This window comes from Candidatus Thiodiazotropha endoloripes, from assembly GCF_001708965.1.
Taxonomy (GTDB): domain Bacteria; phylum Pseudomonadota; class Gammaproteobacteria; order Chromatiales; family Chromatiaceae; genus Thiodiazotropha; species Thiodiazotropha endoloripes.
The window spans coordinates 299,278-319,325 of the sequence record NZ_LVJW01000003.1 but is presented as its reverse complement, the minus strand read 5'-3'; the positions used below and the strand labels follow the sequence as shown (position 1 = coordinate 319,325).

The following is a 20,048-nucleotide window of genomic DNA, read 5'->3' as shown; positions in this document are numbered from 1 at the left end:
ATGGTTGATTTGGTTTTTCTATCGGTGATGCTCTTCTCAAAACCATGGATGTATCTGTGATAGCAACACCTTATACTGATACCAGTTACCATTACCATACATGGAACCTGTTCTATGGATACCTCAGCCAACTAAATGCCCATTACCTCATGAATCCATTGAAACCGAAAATCTTCAGAGAGATTCGGGAATAGCGCCTTTATCAAACAATCGACAACATGCACTTACCAGTTAAACTTGGAAAATGGATCGTAAAACTGTGCACTCAGATCGTGCCGGTTCTTTTGATCTCACTGTCGTTACAGGCCAGTATCCTGGAACACTTGAATGAACTGAGCCAACAGCATCCGGGACAGAGTGGTGTCTATATTCTGGAAAAAGGTGAGGAGTCACTGCTAACCCGGGCCTGGCTCACCGAATCCGCACAGAAAACAATCGATGTACAATATTTCATCTGGAGTACGGATAATATCGGCACGCTTGCCAGTGAGTCCCTTCTCACCGCTGCCGAACGGGGCGTCAGGGTAAGGGTCATAGTCGATGACCTGTTGATCGACGCTGAACCGGAGACACTGCTCTCTCTGGATGCACACCCCAACATCCAGATCAAAATCTATAACCCGCTACACTCAGTAGGCAGAGGAACACTGTCACAGCTCTGGCATCTGATCACGGACTTTCGCAGCTCCAATCAACGCATGCATGACAAAGTCGTAATCTACGACCAGACCATTGCGATCACCGGCGGACGCAATATGGCCGATGAGTATTATGATTACGATCATACCTATAACTTCCGCGATCGGGATGTGATGGTTGCCGGTTCTGTATTACCCCGGATACAGCAAAGTTTCGACAACTTTTGGCAAAGCCCCCTGTCAGTCTCTCTTAGCAACCTGCTTGCAGAAGAGAAGCACAATTTGACCCCCGAGCAGATCGAAGACTATACCGAATGGCTCCACCAATATGCCGGCAATCCACTCAATTTCGCACCCGAGATCCGCATCGCAATCACCAATATGGTGACGCGGGTCGAACAGATTTTCACCCAACTGCACTGGACGGATGTGGCCTATATCCATGACCTACCGGGCAAGAACAACCAGCGCAATAACCTGGGTGGTGGCGGTCACAGTACTGCATCGTTGATCGAACTGCTTTCCAGGGCTGAGAAAGAGATACTGATTGAGAGCCCCTATCTGATCATGCCGGAAGGCGGTTTTGAATTTTTTTCCGGGCTTTTGTCCAAAGGGGTGAAGATCGCCATCGTCACCAACTCCCTTGCCTCAACCGATAATCTGCAAGCCTACTCCGGCTATCATAAACAGAAGCAGAGGCTACTGGATCTTGGCATCAGCATCTACGAATTCAAACCCGATCCAGGGATCCACCGTCAACTTATCGATCGGCATGAGCAGCTTGGCAAAACCTCACCCATCTTCGCCTTACACGCAAAATCCTTGGTCATTGATCGTCAGATCACCTACATAGGCACCTTCAACTTCGACCCCAGATCGGCAAATCTCAATACCGAAGTGGGTGTGGTGATTGATGATTCGAAAATTGCACATCAGGTTGCTCAGGCCATTCGCCGGGATATGCAGCCAGAAAACAGCTGGGACGCCTCGGTTGACATTGATCAGCAAGAGGTTGGTTTCCTGAAAAGATTGCAAGTCGACTTATGGGGCCTGCTGCCATTGGATCCTGTACTCTGAAGCACCCCGGATTCAGATGACCAGACTTGTTTTAATCTGTTAACCTAAGCGTTACTCACAGATACAGTCGTCCTGTCAGCTGCAGAAATGCCCGAGCTGCATACTGGACAGGTTGACTTGGAGATGCCGACAACAAGGACTAACCGGTATGAAGTGACTGATTCGCACCATGCTTTTGCTCACCCTATGCACACCCAGAATCGTGGTTTCTGCAACCTCAGACAGTGAGATTTTTTCACAACAGTTACCGGACAACTATCTTCAGGTCGTACTCACCCAACGCAAGGGGCTGTCCGATATCGTGGACTACCTGGAATTCAATACTGACCTCTTCAACGACCAGAATGCCACTGAAAACCAACTGCCGGACAAAACAGAGTGGCAACAAATCCGATCTACATGGGTAAGCCTGCTCGACAGATTGATGATCCTCGATTCAATCAGTCAATCCCATGAAGACTATAAGCAACAGGATGAGGTAACACGCAAGAGAGCCTTTCCCATCGCTTACACCGCCTTCCTTACCCACTACCGCTACGAACTTGATTTTTTGCAGATCACTGAACGCAATTCCCAGGTTCATATCCTGCTGAATGAGCGGGTAGTGGAACTTGGGTTCGAATCCGGCACCTACTCAAAGATAAAATTCCACTACCTGAATATTGCAATTACAACGGAATTCGCCCGCCTCTCCCTCAATTAACGTCTGACCGGTGAGCAACCGGATTTCCCAGTGAATCAGGGCATCATAGAGGATCAAACCAATCTCTGGTACGCGGGACTCAGCTTACTGGTGGTCGAGATCATGGGTCGTTTGGCAACCCCGGCCAACCAGATCGTAAAACAGTTCGACGAAAAATTCGGTTCAGCGGAACAGCAGTTCGAGCTGGTACTTTTCCTCGACGGCAATGAAAAGAGCAAAACGGCAGCCGAATCGGATGTTGCTGATTTCCGGGAAAGCTGGAAACGACCCAAGTGGCATATTTTCATCCAGAAACCAAATGGTTAGTCATCATTGAAACACTCGAACCGGAGTCTGGCGAGAGTCAGCAAGGATCCTACCAAACCCGAATCAGCTGAATAACCACACGAAAGCCGTGTGACTTTAAAACCATTCAAGCTATCCTTAGAAACCATGGAGCTTTGAATATTCCAATCAGTCTCAGGTTTTTAATGTAAATCCCCGCACGTTTAGAACACATATTAAGGACAACGAAAACAATGAAGCCTTTAATCTATTTGCTGCTACCTTTGCTGTTTATCGTAACCCCGATTACACAGGCACAGGGCTTGAAGTATGTACCACTGCAGGAAAATGGTACCACCACCGCCTATGTATCAGTACCCGAGAGCTTCAATTGCAATGTAAAAATTCCCGACACACCAACAGCATTTTGTGCTGCTGGCGGCTATATCTACCATCTACATGGCGCTTTCATCTCTAATCCGGTGGATCCCGAGCAATATTTCAATAATCTTTTACAGCAAGTCAGTGCTGAAAATCCCAATGCCAATATCGAAAATCGTTACAGAATTTCGACCATCTCCCAATATGTGACGCAGCGGGACGCAAACCTGCTGTTCCGTTATGGGCAACAGGTTGTTACTTTTGGATTTGATGTGGTGGACCAGCAGGACAATCAGAAGAGTTCCGCGGCCGTGACGGTCAGTTCTCTACCCAACAACGGGGCGCCAGTGACGATCGTGCAGCTGTACGGGTTTACAGTACCTCTGTCTGAATCCCATGACTATTCACAGATTCAGAATGAGCTGCTGCGGTTTGCCAAATCCTACCAGTATGATCCGAACTGGCTGCAGTCAGCGAATGCCCAACACCTACAGTTCCAGAATAACCTGAGTGCAAAAAACCGCGCCTTCCAGCAGAGCCAGCAACAGATACATCAATCCAATATGGATGCACTGGACAGAAGCCATAACAGTTACATGGAGCGTAGCGCGGCTTCAGATCGCTCTCACAGCGCCTACATTGATTCCATCCATGAAAGACAGCAGCTGGTTGATCCCAACACAGGCACAAGATACGAAGCGGATGGTTACTACGACTACAACTATGTCAATCCAAACGACTCAAGTATCTATTACCGCACGAATGATCCAACGGCCAATCCCAATATAAACAACAATCAGGGGGAAGATTACCAACTGCTGCAGGAAAACAATGCAGGCTGGTAGTAATTACTCACCCGGCACCTAAATCTCAGGGTTGATAGCAACATCACTGCTGTCCCATTAACTTTCAATCTTCCCTGCAGTAAGACTGAAAAAGCTCCTCTCCCACAACGGGAGAGGGGCGTTATCACCATCATGGTCGAAGTTTATGGATCAGCAGTATGGCAACATGAAAAAGAGAAGTGTCAGAGAGTGGTACTCAGATATCGGAGAGTGCCTCCGACTACGTTCAGAACTGCCAAGCACCTATGACCCTACCGATCTCCAAACTTCAATTGATTCTCCAGCAATGCCTGAACCAGTGCTGAGATTGGCGCCTCTTTTCCCAGTCTGCTGCATCGCTCCACCACCACACCGGTGATGGCATCCAGTTCCAATGGCCGCCCCTTTTCACGATCCACCAGCATGGAGGTCTTGATGGCATCAAACTGACAGATCAACTGATACATTTCATCGATGTCACACTGCTGCAGATCGACGCCGTCGGCCTCAGCCGCAAGCGCCACCTCCTCCATCAGCTGGTAGACAGTACGGGTCAGTACCGGATGGGCCGTCAGACTGCGGGTGTCCAATCCGGTCAGGGCACTCAATGGATTGACCCCGTTATTGATCAGCAGCTTTCGCCAAAGCGCTTTCTGAATGGTTTCACTCAATGTGGTTGGTATGCCTGCCCGATTAAAACAGTCCGCCACACTTTTCAGCTCTTGCTGTCTCCCAGGGTGGTCCTTGGCACACTTCCAGGCACCCATTACGACTTGCGCCACACCGGTGGCTTCGATCACCCCAGGACGAATAATATGCCCGCCAATTCGCACGGCGAGTCCACCAATCGTCCGCTCACTTCCAATATGGGCAGCGATGGCAATCTCATTATCGATCCCATTCTGCAGAGACAGCACAGGCGTGGTTGCACCGCTCAACCAGCTTTTCAGGTCCTGCATCACTGACTCTGTAGCACCAGCCTTGACGGTCACGATCAACAGGTCGAAATCGTCTGCACGATAACGATCGAGCAGACCCTGCTGGTCAATGGCATCGACCTTTGCCTCGAAATCGAACTCCGGGTGGCGTACCGACAGACCACTGTTTTGAAGCGCTTTCAGGTGCTCCCCACGGGCCATGTAGAGAACCTGGTGAGCGGCCGCTTGCAGACGTGCGCCATAGTAACCACCGATACCGCCAGCGCCGAGAATCAAAAACCGCATCGTATCGGTTTGCTATGGTTTGGCGTCACGCTTGGCTACGGATACCCCACCGATCGCCCAGTGGGATTTCGGCACTTCCTGTATTACCACACGCACCTGCTCCGGTTTTACCTTGAGCGTATCCACCACGACCTGTGTGACACCCTGATAGAATGCCTCCTTTTGCTCCTGGGAGCGCCCCTCCATGATGGTTGCCTGAATCAATGGCATGAATAGTCCTCACTAGTTGACGGTTGACAAGGCCCCTTTCGCACGCCATTTACGGCATGAAAAAGTGGACGACAATAAAACACGCTGTCAGATCCAAAGTAAAAATGCATGGGGTACCATTGACGTACCCCATGCCCTGAGAGCCCTGGGCCTGTTAACGTTAATAAAAGCTTACAGCCCCAATCGCTGCAATCCTGCCCTGGCACAGATCTCATCCTGCTCTTCGGAGCCACCGGAGACACCGATCGCACCGATCACCTGGTCATTGCTGACAATGGGCAGGCCACCACCGAAGATCACCAGACGATCCCTGTGTACGATACCTTCACGAAGCTGTGGTATATCACGGATTTCATCCATCCATTTACGGGTGGGGAAACCGAACCCGGCAGCCGTGTAGGCCTTATCGATAGAGATGCCGATGGAGTGTAGAAAGGCACCGTTCATACGCTGAAAGGCGAGTAGATTACCACCCTTGTCCACCACCGCGGCATTGATCTTTATCCCCATCTCCTCAGCCTGCTGCACGGCGGCGGTGACCGCATCGGCAGCCGCTCGCCAGTGGATCTGTGGTTCGTTTACCGCCAGCTCCATCAGGTCAAAACCGTTAGAAAGCGGTCATTCAGAGCACGCTCATAGTAGAAGATCCCCTTGCCAACATGGTCGAAATCCCAGCTCCGAACCGGGTGGTCGGGATAGGCGGTATAACCACCGGCATAGACCTCGTTACGGTTACCGGAAGGATCGAAGAAGTAGATGGTCTGACCGCGGGTGATACCGTGACGGGTCGGTCCGATATCGAGGGAAACGTCATTGATGGAGATGATATCGGCAGCAGCACCCACTTCATTCCAATCCTGCAACAGGAAGGCCACATGGTGCAGCTTGCCTGGCTCCTCATGCTCAACAAAAGCAATATCATGGGCCTTGTTGCTTGCAGTGAGCCAGATGGCAAGGGAGCCATCCCCCTCTGGCAAATCGACCTTCTCGGGCTGATAGAAATCAAGCACTTCACAGAAAAACTCCCGCGCCTTGCCGATGTTGGGACCGTAACAGAGCAGATGATCAAAGCGGCTGGCGCCCATGCCTTCGGGACGACGCGGATAGATATCCGGATTGGTGATGCCGGGATGATCATCAGCCATATCGATCTGGTGATAGAGTTCGATGCGGTGACCGGTTGGCAGGGTGAAACCGATACGCGGACCGACACCCGGCTGCTCACCGGCAGGAACATGATCCACCTCCAGACCCCAGGCGACGATCTTGGGTTCAATCTCCCGCAGATAGTCGTCGCTGTCGACCTTGAATGCTACATAGTCCAGGCCGGCGCTCTCCGCCTGACGTAATACGACGCTATGGTGATCAAACTCATCCCAGCCTTTCAGATAGACCCGGCCGTCAGCCTCGGTACTAACGATATTGAGTCCAAGAATATTCTGGTAGTGGTTGATGGCTTCGTCCATATTCAGAACGCGAATCTGAATCAGTCCGGGACGGAGTACGCCTTTGAATGCCATGATTAAATCCTCTCTGTCTGTGTAAATCGTATCGTTATTGAGCCCTTCTGCAGAGCCTCAGACGACAGCAGCAACACTCACCTCATCTTCAGGCTCGACCTGACACTCCGCTCTCAAGGCTTTTTCCATTTTTCCCACCACGCTGATCGATAGATCACTGGTCGGCGTGCAGCGACAAGCCAGCACGATCCGCTTCGATTCATCCGCTTCGCTGATCACGCTTCGGCTCATCTTTGCCTTTAAAAAGTTTCCCGAGGTCACCTGAACCCTGCAGACACCACATCCACCACCCCGGCAACCGACGGGTATGCCCCGCTTGCCAAGCTGCTCCATCCCCTGTAACAGGGTCTGCTGTTCTGAGCAGGGATAGGTCTCGTTACAGTTTTCGATCGTCACCCGGTGTCGCATCGGATCCCCTTGTGTTGAATGTTGTATTGAGTCGACGTTTCCGGACCGGCTCCCTCAGATGAGAAAAAGCGATCCTTGAAGTGGTTAGAGCAGAATGTGTGCCATGAAGGACGCGTGGAGAGAACAACCTCAGCCGGGCGGTCAGCTCAGATCGCTGCCAAAATCAGCCAAAACAGAGGAATTGAATGCAAAAATTACTAAATGATCACTTATTTAAGGGATAACCCTAATATTTTATCGTTATAACAATTAAAATCGATATTTATATTTTCAATCGTTATTTTTTACTGCTATTTTTAAGTTACACTGTCACAAAGCAGACAATACTTATTATATGATCACTTTCTGATGATATCGTGATTTTATTTTCTCACCATATCGTCAGCATGAAATTGATACCAGCCTGAGACGACCCTATGGCCATACAGATCGATCTGAGCTCTGAATTCAACCTCCCCTCAGAGCTCAACCTCTCCCTGGAGGAGGGCCGGATACACCTCAGTGACCAGCGCATGATCATGTTGCATATCGGCGCCATGGGCTCTCTGCGCAAGGAGCTGATCGAGACCCTGGGCATTGAACGGGCCAGGGGACTGCTGACCAGAATGGGTTACGCCTCCGGAGTCCGGGACGCCAAACTTGCCCGTAAGCTGATGCCTAACGCATCGGATGAAGAGCTGATGCTGATGGGGCCCAAACTCCACATGGTGGAAGGCATCGTAAAGGTCTCACCGATCAAGATCGACGTCGACATCGCCAATGGCCGATATTTCGGCGATCTGATCTGGGAGCACTCCTACGAGGCAGATGTTCATATCGAGCAATTCGGCGTACACACCGAATCAGTCTGCTGGACCCAGATCGGTTATGCCACCGGTTACACCAGTGAAATCGTCGGCCGCTTTATCCTCTACAAGGAACCGGAGTGCTGCGGCATGGGCGACCGCCACTGTCGTAATGTAGGTAAACCGGTCGAGGAGTGGGAAGGCAATGTGGAAGAGGATCTCAAATATTTCAATCCGGACCATATCGCAGACCAGTTACTCAAACTCCAAGAGGAAGTGGCCCATCTTCGCTACTCTCTTGATGAGGAGACCGCACCCGGCGACATGGTAGGCAGCGCACCGCCCTTCCTGAAAACCTGCGAAATGCTGAAAAAGGCGGGTGAGAGCAATGTAACCGTACTGCTGCTGGGCGAGACCGGTGTCGGCAAGGAGATGTTCGCCCGGGCACTCCACAGCATCAGTTCCCGGGCAGAAAGAAACTTCATCGCCATCAACTGCGCCGCAATTCCTGAATCACTCATCGAATCGGAACTCTTCGGCGTGGAAAAAGGGGCCTATACCGGCGCCCAGCACTCCCGCCCCGGACGATTTGAGCGTGCACACGGAGGCACGCTTTTCCTTGATGAAGTGGGAGAGCTTTCTCCCGCCGCACAGGCCAAGCTGTTAAGAGTCTTACAGGAAGGTGAGTTTGAACGAATCGGAGACAGCCGCACCCGCAAGGTCAATGTCAGACTGGTGGCCGCCACCAATGTGGATCTGCAGCAGGCTGTGGATGCAGGCAAATTCCGTGCGGACCTCTATTACCGACTCAACATCTTTCCAATTCTGATCCCCGCCTTACGCGAACGGGAAGATGACATACCGGCCCTGGTCAATCGTTTTCTGGAGAAGTACACCGCTCTGCATGGTAAACGTACCCCCGGGATCACCGAACGGGCACTCAGGGCGCTGAGAAACTACGACTGGCCCGGCAACATCCGTGAACTGGAGAACATTATCGAGCGGGGTGTGATCATTACTGCCAATGACACACACATCGACCTGCCAAACCTTTTCCCTGAACTCAGTGTGGAACCCGCAGCCACAGCACAAACTCAAACCTCCACCCTGGCGGACTCCCCCAGCCCACAAAACAGTGGCCTTTTATTCGATCGAATGCTTGACCAGATACTGGAGCAGAACATACCCCTTGGAACCGTGGAAAACAGACTCCTCGACAGAGCCGTCGAGCGGGCCAGAGGCAACCTCGCTTCCGCCGGAAGAATGCTGGGTTTAACCAGACCCCAGATGGCCTATCGGTTAAAAAAATACAGTACACCCTAGAGCCTGTTAAGACGAACTGAAGCCCACCTTCAGCTTGAAGATGCAACTTTCCGTCAAGCGCATCTGAATGTAACAAATGTTGCAGATTCCGATAAGCACCCATGGATAATCTGCCTATCGTCGACAATCAGGTCGCACGTAGGCAACCAAGCAGGAGCTCTTAACCATGTCTGTAGAACGCATCACTTTTACCATTGTCGGTATTCTGATCATGGCAACCGTAGGCGGTTATCTCGCCACACAGAATATCTTTTTTCTCTATGCCTCGATTTTTGTCGGTTTCATGATTTTCCAGGCACCCTTCACCAAGTTCTGCCCATTGCCTTTGCTGTTGAAAATGATGGGCGTGAAAACGGGTAGCGTTTTTGGCTGACGCGCTGAATCATGAATCAATGGATACTCACGCATCCATTGATTCATATTACCCAACCCATTGATGTACAAGACCTTGAACAGAACCTCTCCAATTTCCGCCGAACCTCGCGATAATGGATTTATCGACTGAGCCGCAATGTTCACCCATCAAGCAACAACTTCAGAATTTCTCTACGCCGGAAAAACGATTAAACTTATAGACTCATGAAAACCCGTGAAAGTTAATGATACCCATACTCGATGTGAGCGCACTGCTATGGTTTCTGATCTGCTGGATCGGATATACCCGATTTGCAGACCTTCGAGCCCGCGACAAATTGACACTGATGAGCGCCATGCACGGCTATCGAAGGCAGTGGATGCGTGAGATGATGCATCGGGATGTTCGCATCGTGGATTCCAACATTGTATTGATTCTTGCCAGAAGCGCCACCTTTCTCGCCTCCACAACAATCTTCATACTCGCCGGACTGATTGCGGTACTGGGCACAATGGATACCGCCATGGAAGTCGTGGGCGATCTGCGTTATGCAGTAAAGAGCAGCCGGGAAGTATGGGAACTGAAGATGCTGGGACTGTTACTTGTATTTATCTATGCCTTCTTCAAATTCACCTGGTCAATGCGCCACTTCAACTACCTCTCCACCATTATCGGCGCCGCTCCTATGAGCCATGAGCTGCCGGCATGGAGTGACAGCTTTGCGGAACGGGCCGCCAAGGTCAGCTCCAAGGCCTCCAATACATTCAACCGGGGACTCAGGGCCTACTATTTTGGTCTCGCCTTCCTCAGCTGGTTTCTCCATCCTCTGCTGTTTATTCTCGCTACCACACTGGTGGTTGGCGTACTCTATCGTCGCGAATTCAAATCCGGCATGTTAAAGGAGCTCGGTGATCCGGATGATTTCTCCGCCCGTTAGCGACTGCGGCAACCGCAAAAACAGGCTCCCTTGACCGAACTGAAGCAAAACTAAGGATTAATAACTAACGGCCGATACCTGCTACGATACAACAACGGAATCCAGAGCATTGACATGGAAGCAAAATCTCTCCCAAGACAATTGATCGCACTTACCATCAACCTCAGAGCCGGGTTGAGACTCGCCAGCAACCAACAGCTGACACCTAACAACTTCATCTACTCTATAGACCAACTGCTCTGGCTATTCGCACTGATATTCAGCCTCGAAATCAGTGTCACTTATCTGGCTGTTGATAAACCAGCAACTTTCTCTGCCTATGGACTCAACCACCTGGGTGCTGTCTATCTCTTCGATCTGTTGATTCTTTTGGCGATCTCCAGACTGGTCCACGCCAATACATCTGACACGGGCAAACTGATACTCGCCTATCTCTCATCAATGCCAATTTTCATTATTGTTTTTCAAACCCTGAGCATGCCAACGCACCTCTATTACGACCACCCGCAGAGTGGCGGTCTACTGCTGCTGCTACTGTTAGCCTGGCATCTCTACATCATTCTGAGATTGATGCGAATCGTACTCTCGCTATCACTTGGAAAATCGTTTTATCTTGCAACAACCGCTTTCCTGCTCTCCCTGTCAAGTAGCGTGTTTCTTCCGTATTCACAACTCTGGTACAGCGATGAACCCCCACAGAGCGACAGCCTCTATGAAAAGCTATACAAACTCAGCATAGAAGACCTCTTCTATGACCAGTATCCGATGGTGGATAAAACACTCAATGGCCTGACTTCACAACGCCCCGGAATCACCGATCTCTATCTGGTCACTGTAGCCGGATATGGCTTGGAAAATGTTTTTCTCAATGAAGTTGAGTATGTGCGCGAACTGTTCGATCGTCGTTTCGATACAAGCGGACGATCGATGTCACTGGTGAATAACATCGACACGCTATCTCGATACCCCCTTGCCAACCGTCACAATCTATCCGACAGCCTGTCGGTAATTGGCGAAATCATGGATACAGAAGAGGATATACTGTTTCTGTTCATGACCTCACATGGCAGTAAGGATCCCAAATTTTCAGTGAACTTTGGCCCTGTACCCTTGGACGACATAACACCATTGCAACTACGGCAGGCCCTCGATCAAGCCGGCATTCTTTGGCGGGTCATCGTCGTATCCAGTTGCTATTCAGGCGGCTTCATCGAACCGCTACGCACGCCCAACACTTTGATCATCACAGCAGCAGAAAAGGATCGTCAATCATTCGGTTGCGGCGTCAAAAGCGAGTTCACAGACTTTGGTACCGCCTACTTCAAACACGCCTTGGACAAAGAACCCGATTTCATTGAAGCATTCGACATCGCCGCAAAGTGGATAAAGCAGAAAGAACTCCGCGAACAGCGCAAGCACTCACTACCACAACGTTTCGTCGGTGATGAGATCCGTGACAAACTTAGCCAGCTAGGTGAGATGCGGTATAGCGAGTCCACTACCTATCGGCAAACCTATCGATAGCTGGTGTGTTGTCCCAGGCCAAACCCCAGACATTCAGAGCACCCTGAGGTCTGGTGAGCTCAAACAACATTATCTACCTAGTGATTCAATGGAATCAAGCAACAGCAGATACAGTCGAACCACTGGCTTCGTGAAGTACCGGGGTGCCAAGTTCTGCAAATGAGAAGAGTTTGAAAGTTCGCTCTCCATTGTAATCCAGTACACGCAGATCATCACTCTCATGCAGGTCATTGGCAACCACATTGAAGTGGCCACCATAACGCAGCTTGGCCAGATCATAGGGCACCTCATAGGCAATAAACTTCTCGATACCCTTGATGGCGAGCTTCTCCAGAATCAGCGGATCTTCGATGGATGAGTGAGATGTGAGTATCATCAGCGGACCGCTTCCAGTGATCAGCATAAAGGTTTTCATGGCTACCTCCCTGCCGTGGGATTATGGATTGAAGGTTTGCATCATTACCTCTTTTAATTTTAGCTCAACCAACACCAGCCACTTTCAAATATAAGTGATCCATTCCCGTAGATCTCACCAAGCGGCCAGACCAGTACCGAGTAGAGTACTGATTTCCAAAGGGATTTTTTAGTGGCAGCAGAGATGCTTGAAAAAAGCGTCGGATATGCATTGAGATATTCAATTCTGCAATACATTTTAATGACTTTTCCCAATAGAACAATGATCTCAAATAGCGCTTATAAGCAGACTAAAGGATCGATACAACCCAGCTAAGCAGACAACATCGAAGGCGCTCTATCGAAGCCGTAACAGCGACTCACAAACAAGCTGATTCTTTATTTTAAAACTCATCATCTTTCAGCTCGTCCTTGGACGAATCCTGATGACTGTCACCAGCCAGAAAAAGCGCTGCCACGCCAATTAGAAGCAGAATAACCAACGAAATGGCGATCAGAATATTGCTCATAATCGATACATCCCCAACTGTGTTAAAACCGTTGATACGACACAAAAAGCGCTGCCTGATTGATTATACCCATACAAACTGGAAGTGCTGTATAGACCATCGTCCACGCTTATCGACATCCAGCAAAAATGAGTGCAAGAAACACGTAGAACTTTTGCCTGACAATACCCTTTTACTTTTAAAATCAATACTTTGCCATGCTCATGAATATCAGCCATTATTTAGGCACTGAAGACGCCATTTTTAATTAGAACTGAAGAGATACTTTTGTGGTTTTCTCGTGACGGGGCGGTGAACTTTGCGATTGATAATCGGCACTAACATAAAGAGAAGCGCGACAAGATCCGCACCTTACTGAAATAACTCATAAAACAGAAGGTAGCCTTGAAATTCAGGATTGACCAGGAAGAGAATCCGCAAAACCGCAAGCGCCTGAAACGAAATCTCAAAGTCATCCAGGCTCAGTGAAAGGCATCAAACTGTGTAAAAGCATCAAGTGTAAATAGTATCAGTCGCCTATCCATACGCATTGAGTGTTCAAAGGACAAGCCAATTCGGCCTCATGTGTGTCTATTCATTCACATGACGGCTTCTCTCTAAGTCGCTATTTCGATTTCCTCATACACAGCAGTAACATCCTCTATAGCTGAAACCACAGCCGGCACCATACCTCGAGACAAACTGGCATGACGCCGACAATCAGACTCACTGTTAACGATTCACCCGGCCCGGCAGACTTAAATCGCCGGAGGCCACATCCATGACGTCGACAACACAAAGCAGAGGCGCATGAACACTCTGGTGGACACGCAAACCTGCCGTGACACCATCAAAACTTGCGGCTTCAACGACACCGATATCGGCGAAAGGAACCCGAACCTCGACAATCTCGCCATTGAAGATGGGATCCCAGCCGGGGCTGTCGAGCAAGATGGGCAAGCCAGGCCAGGTATTGGGTAAACGGGGCTTCGCGCCTTCCGCTATATCGACCACACCCAGCGCACCCTCGCCACAACGTTCATTGGGTTGCAACACCACCCAGTGACTGTGCCAAACAGCCCCGTCATTCTTCACATCACCATCACCGTTCTCATCGAACAGGGGTGTATCATCGAAATCAGGGTGTGAGGTCACCGCCAACGCCAGAATACCGGCGTTATGTTCAAAACCCACGCTATAGCTATCAATTGAGGTTGGCCAGACGTAGGAAAATACATGACTGCCTGCAAGTTGACCTGTTGCCGTTGGCTTGCTGGAACCCGCATTCGATGAAACGGCCATATGGAACAGCGCAGTATTGCCCTCACTGCTGATCTTCGTATGGATGATATCGAAAGGCGCCAGTTTCGCATTACCCTGATCCGCCCTGATGCCACCATGGTGATCCTGATGAGCACAGACCGGCAATGAGAGCGAAATAAGCGTTATTACTGAGATCAATGAGCCACCCTGCATCACGAACCTCCTTTCACATCCGCCAAGGAGGCGCCGAAGTTGATGTGGAAGACCCCCCCGTCAAGCAGTAGCGCCGGAACCGATTGGATACCGACTTGTTCTGCCTCAACAATCCGACTCCGGTCTGCACCAAGATGCACCACCTCCAATTCGTAACGTCCCTTGTCCAACGCATCAAGAACCTGTTGTTCCGCAGCGACACAGACAGGGCAACCCGCATGGTAGAAAATAGCTTTTTTCATAAGTGACTCCTCGTATGATTAAGATTATTGTATCGACTCGATACCATTATCAAGTTAGCAGAGGATCTCAAGCTTGTCAAACTAGTTTTTAGTCGATACTATAATCCTATGGATTCAAATAGCCTCTATAATCACCTTGAGCGTCTCAGCGAACTTTTGCGTACCGATCTACGCAAAAGCGGTATCAAGCATGGCCTGCAGCCTGTACAGCTCGAGGTGTTACACTACCTGTCTGTTTGCAATCGCTATTCGGACACGCCATTGGCTGTGAGCGATTATCTTGGCCAAACAAAAGGCACAGTCTCCCAGACCATCAAAGTACTCGAGCAAAAAGGGCTGTTGTTAAGGCGTACCGATGCTGGAGACAAACGTGTCTCCCATCTCGGACTCACCGCAAAGGGCAGCAAGCTGCTGGATCGACTGGTACCGCCTCCGATGCTGACGAATGCCTGTGATAATCTGTCAAAAAAAGCCCGCACACAGATCAATCACGCTCTCAATCAACTGGTTATGGCACTACTGCAAAGTAATGGCATGAAAAGTTTTGGTGTATGCCACACCTGTCGCTACAACGGGCGCTCAGAAGATGGTGGCTACTACTGCAATCTGGTTCAGCAGCCATTAACGGTGGATGATGTGCAGCGTATTTGCCGTGAGCATGAGGCCGCAGCCTGAGGCAAACTGCCACCCGAAGATAAGGATTGTAATAATGGGGCGTATGAAAATGAGAAGGAGCGTGTGCGCAATTCGTCATGTCGCCTTTGAAGACCTTGGTTTACTCGAACCCCTGCTTGAAAAGTCCGGCTTTGAGATAAATTATGTCAATGCCTGGGAGTTGGACAGAAAAACTGCCGAGATGGCAGATCTGGTGGTGTTTCTGGGTGGACCGATCAGCGTAATGGATGAGGTCGACTATCCCTTCCTGACTGACGAAATCGCTATTGCCAAAACCAGGCTTGTCACCGCCAAGCCGACCCTCGGCATCTGCCTTGGCGCACAGATTCTCGCCCGTGCAATCGGCGCTAGTGTTCGCCCCGGACCGGTGAAAGAGATCGGCTGGGCGCCGGTTAACCTATCGGATGCAGGTCAGGCATCCGTACTCACCGAATTAGGTGACACCCCGGTGCTGCACTGGCACGGTGAGGTGTGTGAGCTACCCGCTGATGTAGAGAGCCTTGCCTATACGCCCGACTGCACAGTTCAGGCATTCATTCCTGGCCCCAATTCATTGGCACTGCAGTTCCATATCGAAGCCGGCGCTTACGGTATAGAACCCTGGCTGATCGGCCATACGGGTGAAATCGCACAGACCCCCGGAGTCACAATTGCAAAGCTACGCTCAGATACACACCAGAGCAGCGCTTCACTGAGGTCTGCTGCCACTAATGCCTTCCAACGCTGGTTAGCAGAAGTCGGTTTCAGTAATGATAAATAACGCGAACAGCTGAAGAGTGTCTGTACAGGACTTTTATAGGTAACTCCCTGTTTACGCTTAAAATCAGCACTTTTGCTATGTATGCTGATTTCAGCTGTTAGATAGACCGTGTTAACAAGCTTTTCATTTGCTCCTGGAGGAGATACTTTTGTGATTTTCTCGTGACTGACCGGTGAACTTTGCGATTGATAATCAGCACTAATCTAAAGATTGCTTTGAGGATCTATCGATGAAGTTTTCCATGTATGGCAGCCTGTTGGCCATTGCAATGCTAATCTCTGGCTGTTCTCAGCCTCTAGCCAACCGGGCAGCGTCGTTAGAAGAGGAGTTGCAGGGGTTATCAGTGGCAACATTTGCCGGCGGATGTTTCTGGTGTGTCGAAAACGGATTTGAGATGCTGCCTGGCGTCAAAGAGGCTGTATCCGGTTACAGCGGCGGCGTGGAAAAAAACCCGACTTACCGTAAAGTTGCCCTCGGTATGACCGGCCATACCGAGGCCGTACAGGTCTATTACGACCCGCAGGTCATCAGCTACACAGGCTTGATACAGGCTCTGTGGCGAATGATGGATCCTACCGATTCCCGTGGTCAGTTCTACGACCGGGGCAGACAATACCGACCGGCCATCTTTTACCATGACAGTGAGCAGAAACGAATTGCGGAAAAACTGCGCACTGAATTGGATGCCTCCGGGCGCTACGAGGATCCGGTGACCATTGAGATTGTACCCTTTACTGAATTCTACCAAGCGGAAGAGAAACACCAGGATTACTATAAAAAGAACCCGGTCCGATACAACTTTTACACATTCAACTCCGGTCGTTATCAGTTTGTGGATGATGTTTGGGGAGAGGAGCGGCATGTGGATTACACCAAATATTGCGACAAACATACGGATGAAATTTGATCAGACTTCGACAGCCTAGGAGTTAAAAAAACCTGACAAGGACAGGACCAGATTCTGTTGACACAACTGGAGAGACACCTGAAGAGTGCCGTCTGACAGAGATCCTCAACACTCAAAACTCTCTACCAATCACAATTAAGTGGTGAAAACGAGAACTGTTTCCAGGCCCAATACCCCTACATTATTAAAGACTTTTCGATGCCAGACGCTACCATGCTCACATAGGGGGGATCTATTATCGTGACTGTTTCAATCGATTTGCGTCAGGTCGTCTACGCCCTGGCCGACGCACTGGACCTGGTCGGGGTCGACGAAACTGCCCACGGTAAGCGGGTGGGCTACATGGCATTCAAGTGCGCTGAGATGATGGGCATGGACAAGGAGGCTCGTGAGCGCCTGTTCCACATCGGCATGCTGCACGACTGCGGTGTCTCTTCCACGGAGGAACATACCCATCTGGTTGAGGAGATGGTTTGGGAGGGAGCCGATGCCCACTCCGCGATCGGCGCAACCCTGCTTGAGAGCTTCTCCTATTTTCACGATTACGCCCAGGTCGTGCGCTACCACCATACGCCTTGGGAGTCTCTGCTGGAAAGCGATGTGAAACCTGAAATCGCCCGCGACGCCAACCTGATCTTCATGGTCGACCGGGTCGATGCACTATCTGCCATCCACTATGGTAAGGATCTGCTTCAACAGACCGGGAATATCCGTAAGGAGATTCAGGAGTATGCCGGAACCCTGTTCAGCCCCGATCTGGTGGAACTATTTGTGCTGGTTTCAAACTCTGAGGCGTTCTGGATGATGCTGGAACCACCCCACCTGCAGCGCTTTCTCTTCGACATGGAGCGATTCACTACCCCGCAACCGGTCTCTTTTGAAAAACTGAAACAGATGGCGCGTATTTTCGCCACCATCGTCGATGCCAAGAGCCACTTCACCTTCGAACACTCCGTCGGGGTTTCACGCCTGGCACGCCACTTGGCCGAGCGCTCGAGTATGGCTTTCGATACCTGCGAGCGCATCGAAGTGGCCGGACTGCTCCATGACCTGGGCAAGCTGCGGGTGCCGGATCAGGTTCTCGACAAACCTGGGCCTTTGGACGCCGACGACAAGCTGTTGCTCCACCGACACAGTTTTGAGACCTACCAGGTACTGCGTGAAATCGAGGGGATCGAGGATATCGCCCTATGGGCCGCCTACCATCATGAAGCCCCCAATGGACAGGGATACCCCTTTCGTCGAATCGGTGAGGAGTTGACTCGGGAGGCCAGGATCATCGCCGTGGCCGACGTGTTTCAGGCACTCGCCCAGGATCGCCCCTATCGGGCAGCGATGGCACTGCCGAAGATACTTGAGTTGATCGGAGAAATGGCCGAATCGGGTCATCTGGATACCGATCTGGTCGAGCTCGTAAAGGCGGAACCGGAGACATGCTTGAAACTTGCTGTTTCCGTATGAAGATAACATCAGGATAGCCGGATGCCGGCGTTTGTGGCTACTCCTATTATATAAGTTGGTCAAATGAAAAAACCGCTTTCCCCAACCAGACTCCAGCAGCTCATCAGACAGCATCGACGACAATAAACATTTCATGTTGGTCACCCTGGCCCGGCTTGCCGCATCATGTGGAAAAGTCGCCAGTGAGAGGGTTTGTACGGTCACCTCAGCTGGATTTTAACCCATCACTGTCATATCATCGCAACGGGTAATCGCCGTAACATTCTAAGACAGGCGGATTCAAGACCGCAGCGGAACAGATCCAGGAATCATGCAATAATCTGTCCGGGCGCGCGGGTCATTTGAAAACACGAATCAACCTAGACCATCGAAATGAGATATTTTAGCTTTGTCGTACTGCTGTTTCTGTTCTGGATCGCCTTGTCCGGACATTTCGAACCCCTGCTGCTGGGCCTGGGGGCAGTTTCGATTGCACTCACGGCATTCCTATCCCACCGGATGAATGTCATCGATCACGAAAGCTACCCGCTGCATCTCTCATTAAAATTCCCCAGTTACTATTTCTATCTGTTCGGCGAGATTATCAAAGCGAATATCGACGTAATCAAACGGATCCTAAGCTGGGAAAAAACACCGATCAGTCCACAGATGATTGAGATCCCTCAGTCGCAACAAACCGACCTCGGGGCTGTGATTTATGCCAATTCCATTACACTGACCCCTGGAACGGTCACGATTAAGATATCGGAAGAGAGCCTCACTGTGCATGCGCTCAGCAAGGAGGCAGCCGCCGATCTGGCCACCGACACCATGTCGAAAGAGATTACCAACCGGGTTTTCAAAGAATAATGTATATTGCAGCTTCACTGGCGATCCTGGTCACCATGGGATTGGCCCTCGCGCGCGCGCTATCAGGGCCTACGACCTATGACCGTATTGCGGCGGTTAACATGCATGGCACCAAAACGGTGCTGTTGATTGCGGTTTTGGCTTTTCTATCCGGCAGAACCGATGTACTGGACATTGCACTGGTCTATGCACTGATCAATTTCATTGGTGTCGTCGCCGCCCTCAAGCTGGTCGAACAGGGTAATTTTCACACCTCGGACAGCCTCGATGGTGATGCGAAACAGGGAGAGCCGAAGTGATTATCGATATTCTCAGTTCGATCTTTCTGTTGGTTGGCGCTGCGCTCGGCATCGTCGGCGGAATTGGGATCCACCGCTTTCCCGACTTCTATACCCGCCTGCACGCGATCGGAATAACCGATACCCTGAGTGCCTTGATGATTCTGCTGGGTCTCGCGCTGCAGGCCGGATGGAGTATTGCGGCCTTTAAACTGGCCCTGATCTTCATATTCCTATTTTTTACCAGCCCGACTGCTTCTCATGCGCTGGCATACGCAGCACAACACAGCGGTCTCAAGCCCAAGCTTGACCAGAAATAAGCCGGT

24 protein-coding genes are annotated in these 20,048 nt (G+C 50.5%); 15 read left to right on the top strand and 9 right to left on the bottom strand.

The window, feature by feature from the left end:
* The first annotated feature begins 272 nt into the window (after window positions 1-272).
* From A3193_RS01460 to A3193_RS01445, 4 genes are all read left to right on the top strand, one after another.
* A complete protein-coding gene (locus A3193_RS01460; protein ID WP_162273722.1) occupies window positions 273-1,715 on the top strand; it encodes a phospholipase D family protein in 1,443 nt (480 codons plus the stop codon).
* A 169-nt stretch (window positions 1,716-1,884) separates the two neighbouring features.
* Window positions 1,885-2,418 carry a hypothetical protein gene (locus tag A3193_RS01455; protein ID WP_141694748.1) on the top strand — a complete coding sequence of 178 codons (534 nt, stop codon included), beginning with the start codon at window positions 1,885-1,887 and terminating at the stop codon, window positions 2,416-2,418.
* Window positions 2,419-2,448: 30 nt separating this feature from the next.
* Complete coding sequence (locus A3193_RS01450) at window positions 2,449-2,724, top strand: hypothetical protein (protein ID WP_069013859.1); 276 nt, start codon at window positions 2,449-2,451, stop codon at window positions 2,722-2,724.
* Window positions 2,725-2,936: 212 nt separating this feature from the next.
* Window positions 2,937-3,908, top strand: a complete 972-nt coding sequence (locus A3193_RS01445; protein ID WP_069004423.1) for a hypothetical protein — start codon at window positions 2,937-2,939, stop codon at window positions 3,906-3,908.
* A gap of 251 nt (window positions 3,909-4,159) precedes the next feature.
* On the opposite strand, the gene A3193_RS01440 is transcribed toward A3193_RS01445, so the two are convergent.
* The 5 genes from A3193_RS01440 to A3193_RS01420 all read right to left on the bottom strand — a co-directional run bounded on the left by A3193_RS01440 (window position 4,160) and on the right by A3193_RS01420 (window position 7,248).
* A complete protein-coding gene (locus A3193_RS01440) occupies window positions 4,160-5,110 on the bottom strand; it encodes a ketopantoate reductase family protein (RefSeq protein WP_069004422.1) in 951 nt (316 codons plus the stop codon).
* A gap of 12 nt (window positions 5,111-5,122) precedes the next feature.
* Window positions 5,123-5,320: a tautomerase family protein gene (locus A3193_RS01435; protein WP_069004421.1), complete on the bottom strand. Its 198-nt coding sequence runs from the start codon at window positions 5,318-5,320 to the stop codon at window positions 5,123-5,125.
* A gap of 171 nt (window positions 5,321-5,491) precedes the next feature.
* Entirely contained in the window at window positions 5,492-5,914 is a 423-nt protein-coding gene (locus A3193_RS01430; RefSeq protein ID WP_069004420.1) for a GlcG/HbpS family heme-binding protein, read from the bottom strand.
* Entirely contained in the window at window positions 5,914-6,840 is a 927-nt protein-coding gene (locus A3193_RS01425; RefSeq protein ID WP_069004419.1) for a catechol 2,3-dioxygenase, read from the bottom strand. The genes A3193_RS01430 and A3193_RS01425 overlap by 1 nt, the downstream gene beginning before the upstream one ends.
* Before the next feature lie 57 nt (window positions 6,841-6,897).
* Window positions 6,898-7,248 carry a 2Fe-2S iron-sulfur cluster-binding protein gene (locus A3193_RS01420; RefSeq protein WP_069013858.1) on the bottom strand — a complete coding sequence of 117 codons (351 nt, stop codon included), beginning with the start codon at window positions 7,246-7,248 and terminating at the stop codon, window positions 6,898-6,900.
* Between the two features lie 416 nt (window positions 7,249-7,664).
* Here A3193_RS01420 and A3193_RS01415 point away from each other — a divergent pair, with 416 nt between their 5' ends.
* The 4 genes from A3193_RS01415 (at window position 7,665) to A3193_RS01400 (ending at window position 12,172) form a co-directional block, all read left to right on the top strand.
* Window positions 7,665-9,356, top strand: a complete 1,692-nt coding sequence (locus tag A3193_RS01415; protein ID WP_069004417.1) for a sigma-54-dependent Fis family transcriptional regulator — start codon at window positions 7,665-7,667, stop codon at window positions 9,354-9,356.
* 166 nt (window positions 9,357-9,522) lie between these two features.
* On the top strand, window positions 9,523-9,729 hold the full coding sequence (locus A3193_RS01410; protein ID WP_069004416.1) for a YgaP-like transmembrane domain: 207 nt from the start codon (window positions 9,523-9,525) through the stop codon (window positions 9,727-9,729).
* A 226-nt stretch (window positions 9,730-9,955) separates the two neighbouring features.
* Window positions 9,956-10,648, top strand: a complete 693-nt coding sequence (locus tag A3193_RS01405) for a DUF599 domain-containing protein (protein WP_069004415.1) — start codon at window positions 9,956-9,958, stop codon at window positions 10,646-10,648.
* A gap of 114 nt (window positions 10,649-10,762) precedes the next feature.
* Window positions 10,763-12,172, top strand: a complete 1,410-nt coding sequence (locus A3193_RS01400) for a C13 family peptidase (protein WP_069004414.1) — start codon at window positions 10,763-10,765, stop codon at window positions 12,170-12,172.
* A gap of 94 nt (window positions 12,173-12,266) precedes the next feature.
* Here A3193_RS01400 and A3193_RS01395 read toward each other — a convergent pair whose 3' ends face one another.
* The 4 genes from A3193_RS01395 to A3193_RS01385 form a co-directional block, all read right to left on the bottom strand.
* Window positions 12,267-12,587, bottom strand: coding sequence for a cytosolic protein (locus A3193_RS01395; RefSeq protein ID WP_069004413.1), 321 nt, complete (start codon window positions 12,585-12,587; stop codon window positions 12,267-12,269).
* 382 nt (window positions 12,588-12,969) lie between these two features.
* Entirely contained in the window at window positions 12,970-13,095 is a 126-nt protein-coding gene (locus A3193_RS20335) for a single-stranded DNA-binding protein (protein ID WP_139116933.1), read from the bottom strand.
* Between the two features lie 711 nt (window positions 13,096-13,806).
* On the bottom strand, window positions 13,807-14,550 hold the full coding sequence (locus A3193_RS01390; RefSeq protein ID WP_069004412.1) for a hypothetical protein: 744 nt from the start codon (window positions 14,548-14,550) through the stop codon (window positions 13,807-13,809).
* A complete protein-coding gene (locus A3193_RS01385; protein ID WP_068987827.1) occupies window positions 14,550-14,792 on the bottom strand; it encodes a thioredoxin family protein in 243 nt (80 codons plus the stop codon). The genes A3193_RS01390 and A3193_RS01385 overlap by 1 nt, the downstream gene beginning before the upstream one ends.
* 108 nt (window positions 14,793-14,900) lie before the next feature.
* On the opposite strand from A3193_RS01385, the gene A3193_RS01380 reads away from it, so the two are divergent.
* The 7 genes from A3193_RS01380 to mnhG all read left to right on the top strand — a co-directional run bounded on the left by A3193_RS01380 (window position 14,901) and on the right by mnhG (window position 20,042).
* A complete protein-coding gene (locus tag A3193_RS01380; protein WP_069004411.1) occupies window positions 14,901-15,467 on the top strand; it encodes a MarR family winged helix-turn-helix transcriptional regulator in 567 nt (188 codons plus the stop codon).
* A 61-nt stretch (window positions 15,468-15,528) separates the two neighbouring features.
* Window positions 15,529-16,227, top strand: a complete 699-nt coding sequence (locus tag A3193_RS01375; protein ID WP_235614880.1) for a glutamine amidotransferase — start codon at window positions 15,529-15,531, stop codon at window positions 16,225-16,227.
* Window positions 16,228-16,456: 229 nt separating this feature from the next.
* A complete protein-coding gene (gene msrA / locus A3193_RS01370; protein WP_083218534.1) occupies window positions 16,457-17,134 on the top strand; it encodes a peptide-methionine (S)-S-oxide reductase MsrA in 678 nt (225 codons plus the stop codon).
* A 240-nt stretch (window positions 17,135-17,374) separates the two neighbouring features.
* On the top strand, window positions 17,375-18,595 hold the full coding sequence (locus tag A3193_RS01365; protein WP_069013857.1) for an HD domain-containing phosphohydrolase: 1,221 nt from the start codon (window positions 17,375-17,377) through the stop codon (window positions 18,593-18,595).
* A 372-nt stretch (window positions 18,596-18,967) separates the two neighbouring features.
* Window positions 18,968-19,444 carry a Na+/H+ antiporter subunit E gene (locus A3193_RS01360; protein ID WP_069004409.1) on the top strand — a complete coding sequence of 159 codons (477 nt, stop codon included), beginning with the start codon at window positions 18,968-18,970 and terminating at the stop codon, window positions 19,442-19,444.
* The gene (locus tag A3193_RS01355; protein ID WP_069004408.1) at window positions 19,444-19,743 is read left to right on the top strand and encodes an MrpF/PhaF family protein; all 300 of its coding nucleotides are present in this window, start codon (window positions 19,444-19,446) and stop codon (window positions 19,741-19,743) included. The genes A3193_RS01360 and A3193_RS01355 overlap by 1 nt, the downstream gene beginning before the upstream one ends.
* Entirely contained in the window at window positions 19,740-20,042 is a 303-nt protein-coding gene (gene mnhG, locus A3193_RS01350) for a monovalent cation/H(+) antiporter subunit G (RefSeq protein WP_305781991.1), read from the top strand. The genes A3193_RS01355 and mnhG overlap by 4 nt, the downstream gene beginning before the upstream one ends.
* Window positions 20,043-20,048 lie beyond the last annotated feature (6 nt).

Bases quoted from the DNA above. Each gene is read 5' to 3' on its own strand.
- A3193_RS01455 (WP_141694748.1), top strand. From the start codon at position 1,885: ATGCTTTTGCTCACCCTATGCACACCCAGAATCGTGGTTTCTGCAACC.
- A3193_RS01445 (WP_069004423.1), top strand. From the start codon at position 2,937: ATGAAGCCTTTAATCTATTTGCTGCTACCTTTGCTGTTTATCGTAACC.
- A3193_RS01440 (WP_069004422.1), bottom strand. From the start codon at position 5,110: ATGCGGTTTTTGATTCTCGGCGCTGGCGGTATCGGTGGTTACTATGGC.
- A3193_RS01435 (WP_069004421.1), bottom strand. From the start codon at position 5,320: ATGCCATTGATTCAGGCAACCATCATGGAGGGGCGCTCCCAGGAGCAA.
- A3193_RS01430 (WP_069004420.1), bottom strand. From the start codon at position 5,914: ATGGAGCTGGCGGTAAACGAACCACAGATCCACTGGCGAGCGGCTGCC.
- A3193_RS01425 (WP_069004419.1), bottom strand. From the start codon at position 6,840: ATGGCATTCAAAGGCGTACTCCGTCCCGGACTGATTCAGATTCGCGTT.
- A3193_RS01420 (WP_069013858.1), bottom strand. From the start codon at position 7,248: ATGCGACACCGGGTGACGATCGAAAACTGTAACGAGACCTATCCCTGC.
- A3193_RS01415 (WP_069004417.1), top strand. From the start codon at position 7,665: ATGGCCATACAGATCGATCTGAGCTCTGAATTCAACCTCCCCTCAGAG.
- A3193_RS01410 (WP_069004416.1), top strand. From the start codon at position 9,523: ATGTCTGTAGAACGCATCACTTTTACCATTGTCGGTATTCTGATCATG.
- A3193_RS01405 (WP_069004415.1), top strand. From the start codon at position 9,956: ATGATACCCATACTCGATGTGAGCGCACTGCTATGGTTTCTGATCTGC.
- A3193_RS01400 (WP_069004414.1), top strand. From the start codon at position 10,763: ATGGAAGCAAAATCTCTCCCAAGACAATTGATCGCACTTACCATCAAC.
- A3193_RS01395 (WP_069004413.1), bottom strand. From the start codon at position 12,587: ATGAAAACCTTTATGCTGATCACTGGAAGCGGTCCGCTGATGATACTC.
- A3193_RS20335 (WP_139116933.1), bottom strand. From the start codon at position 13,095: ATGAGCAATATTCTGATCGCCATTTCGTTGGTTATTCTGCTTCTAATT.
- A3193_RS01390 (WP_069004412.1), bottom strand. From the start codon at position 14,550: ATGCAGGGTGGCTCATTGATCTCAGTAATAACGCTTATTTCGCTCTCA.
- A3193_RS01385 (WP_068987827.1), bottom strand. From the start codon at position 14,792: ATGAAAAAAGCTATTTTCTACCATGCGGGTTGCCCTGTCTGTGTCGCT.
- A3193_RS01380 (WP_069004411.1), top strand. From the start codon at position 14,901: ATGGATTCAAATAGCCTCTATAATCACCTTGAGCGTCTCAGCGAACTT.
- msrA (WP_083218534.1), top strand. From the start codon at position 16,457: ATGAAGTTTTCCATGTATGGCAGCCTGTTGGCCATTGCAATGCTAATC.
- A3193_RS01360 (WP_069004409.1), top strand. From the start codon at position 18,968: ATGAGATATTTTAGCTTTGTCGTACTGCTGTTTCTGTTCTGGATCGCC.
- A3193_RS01355 (WP_069004408.1), top strand. From the start codon at position 19,444: ATGTATATTGCAGCTTCACTGGCGATCCTGGTCACCATGGGATTGGCC.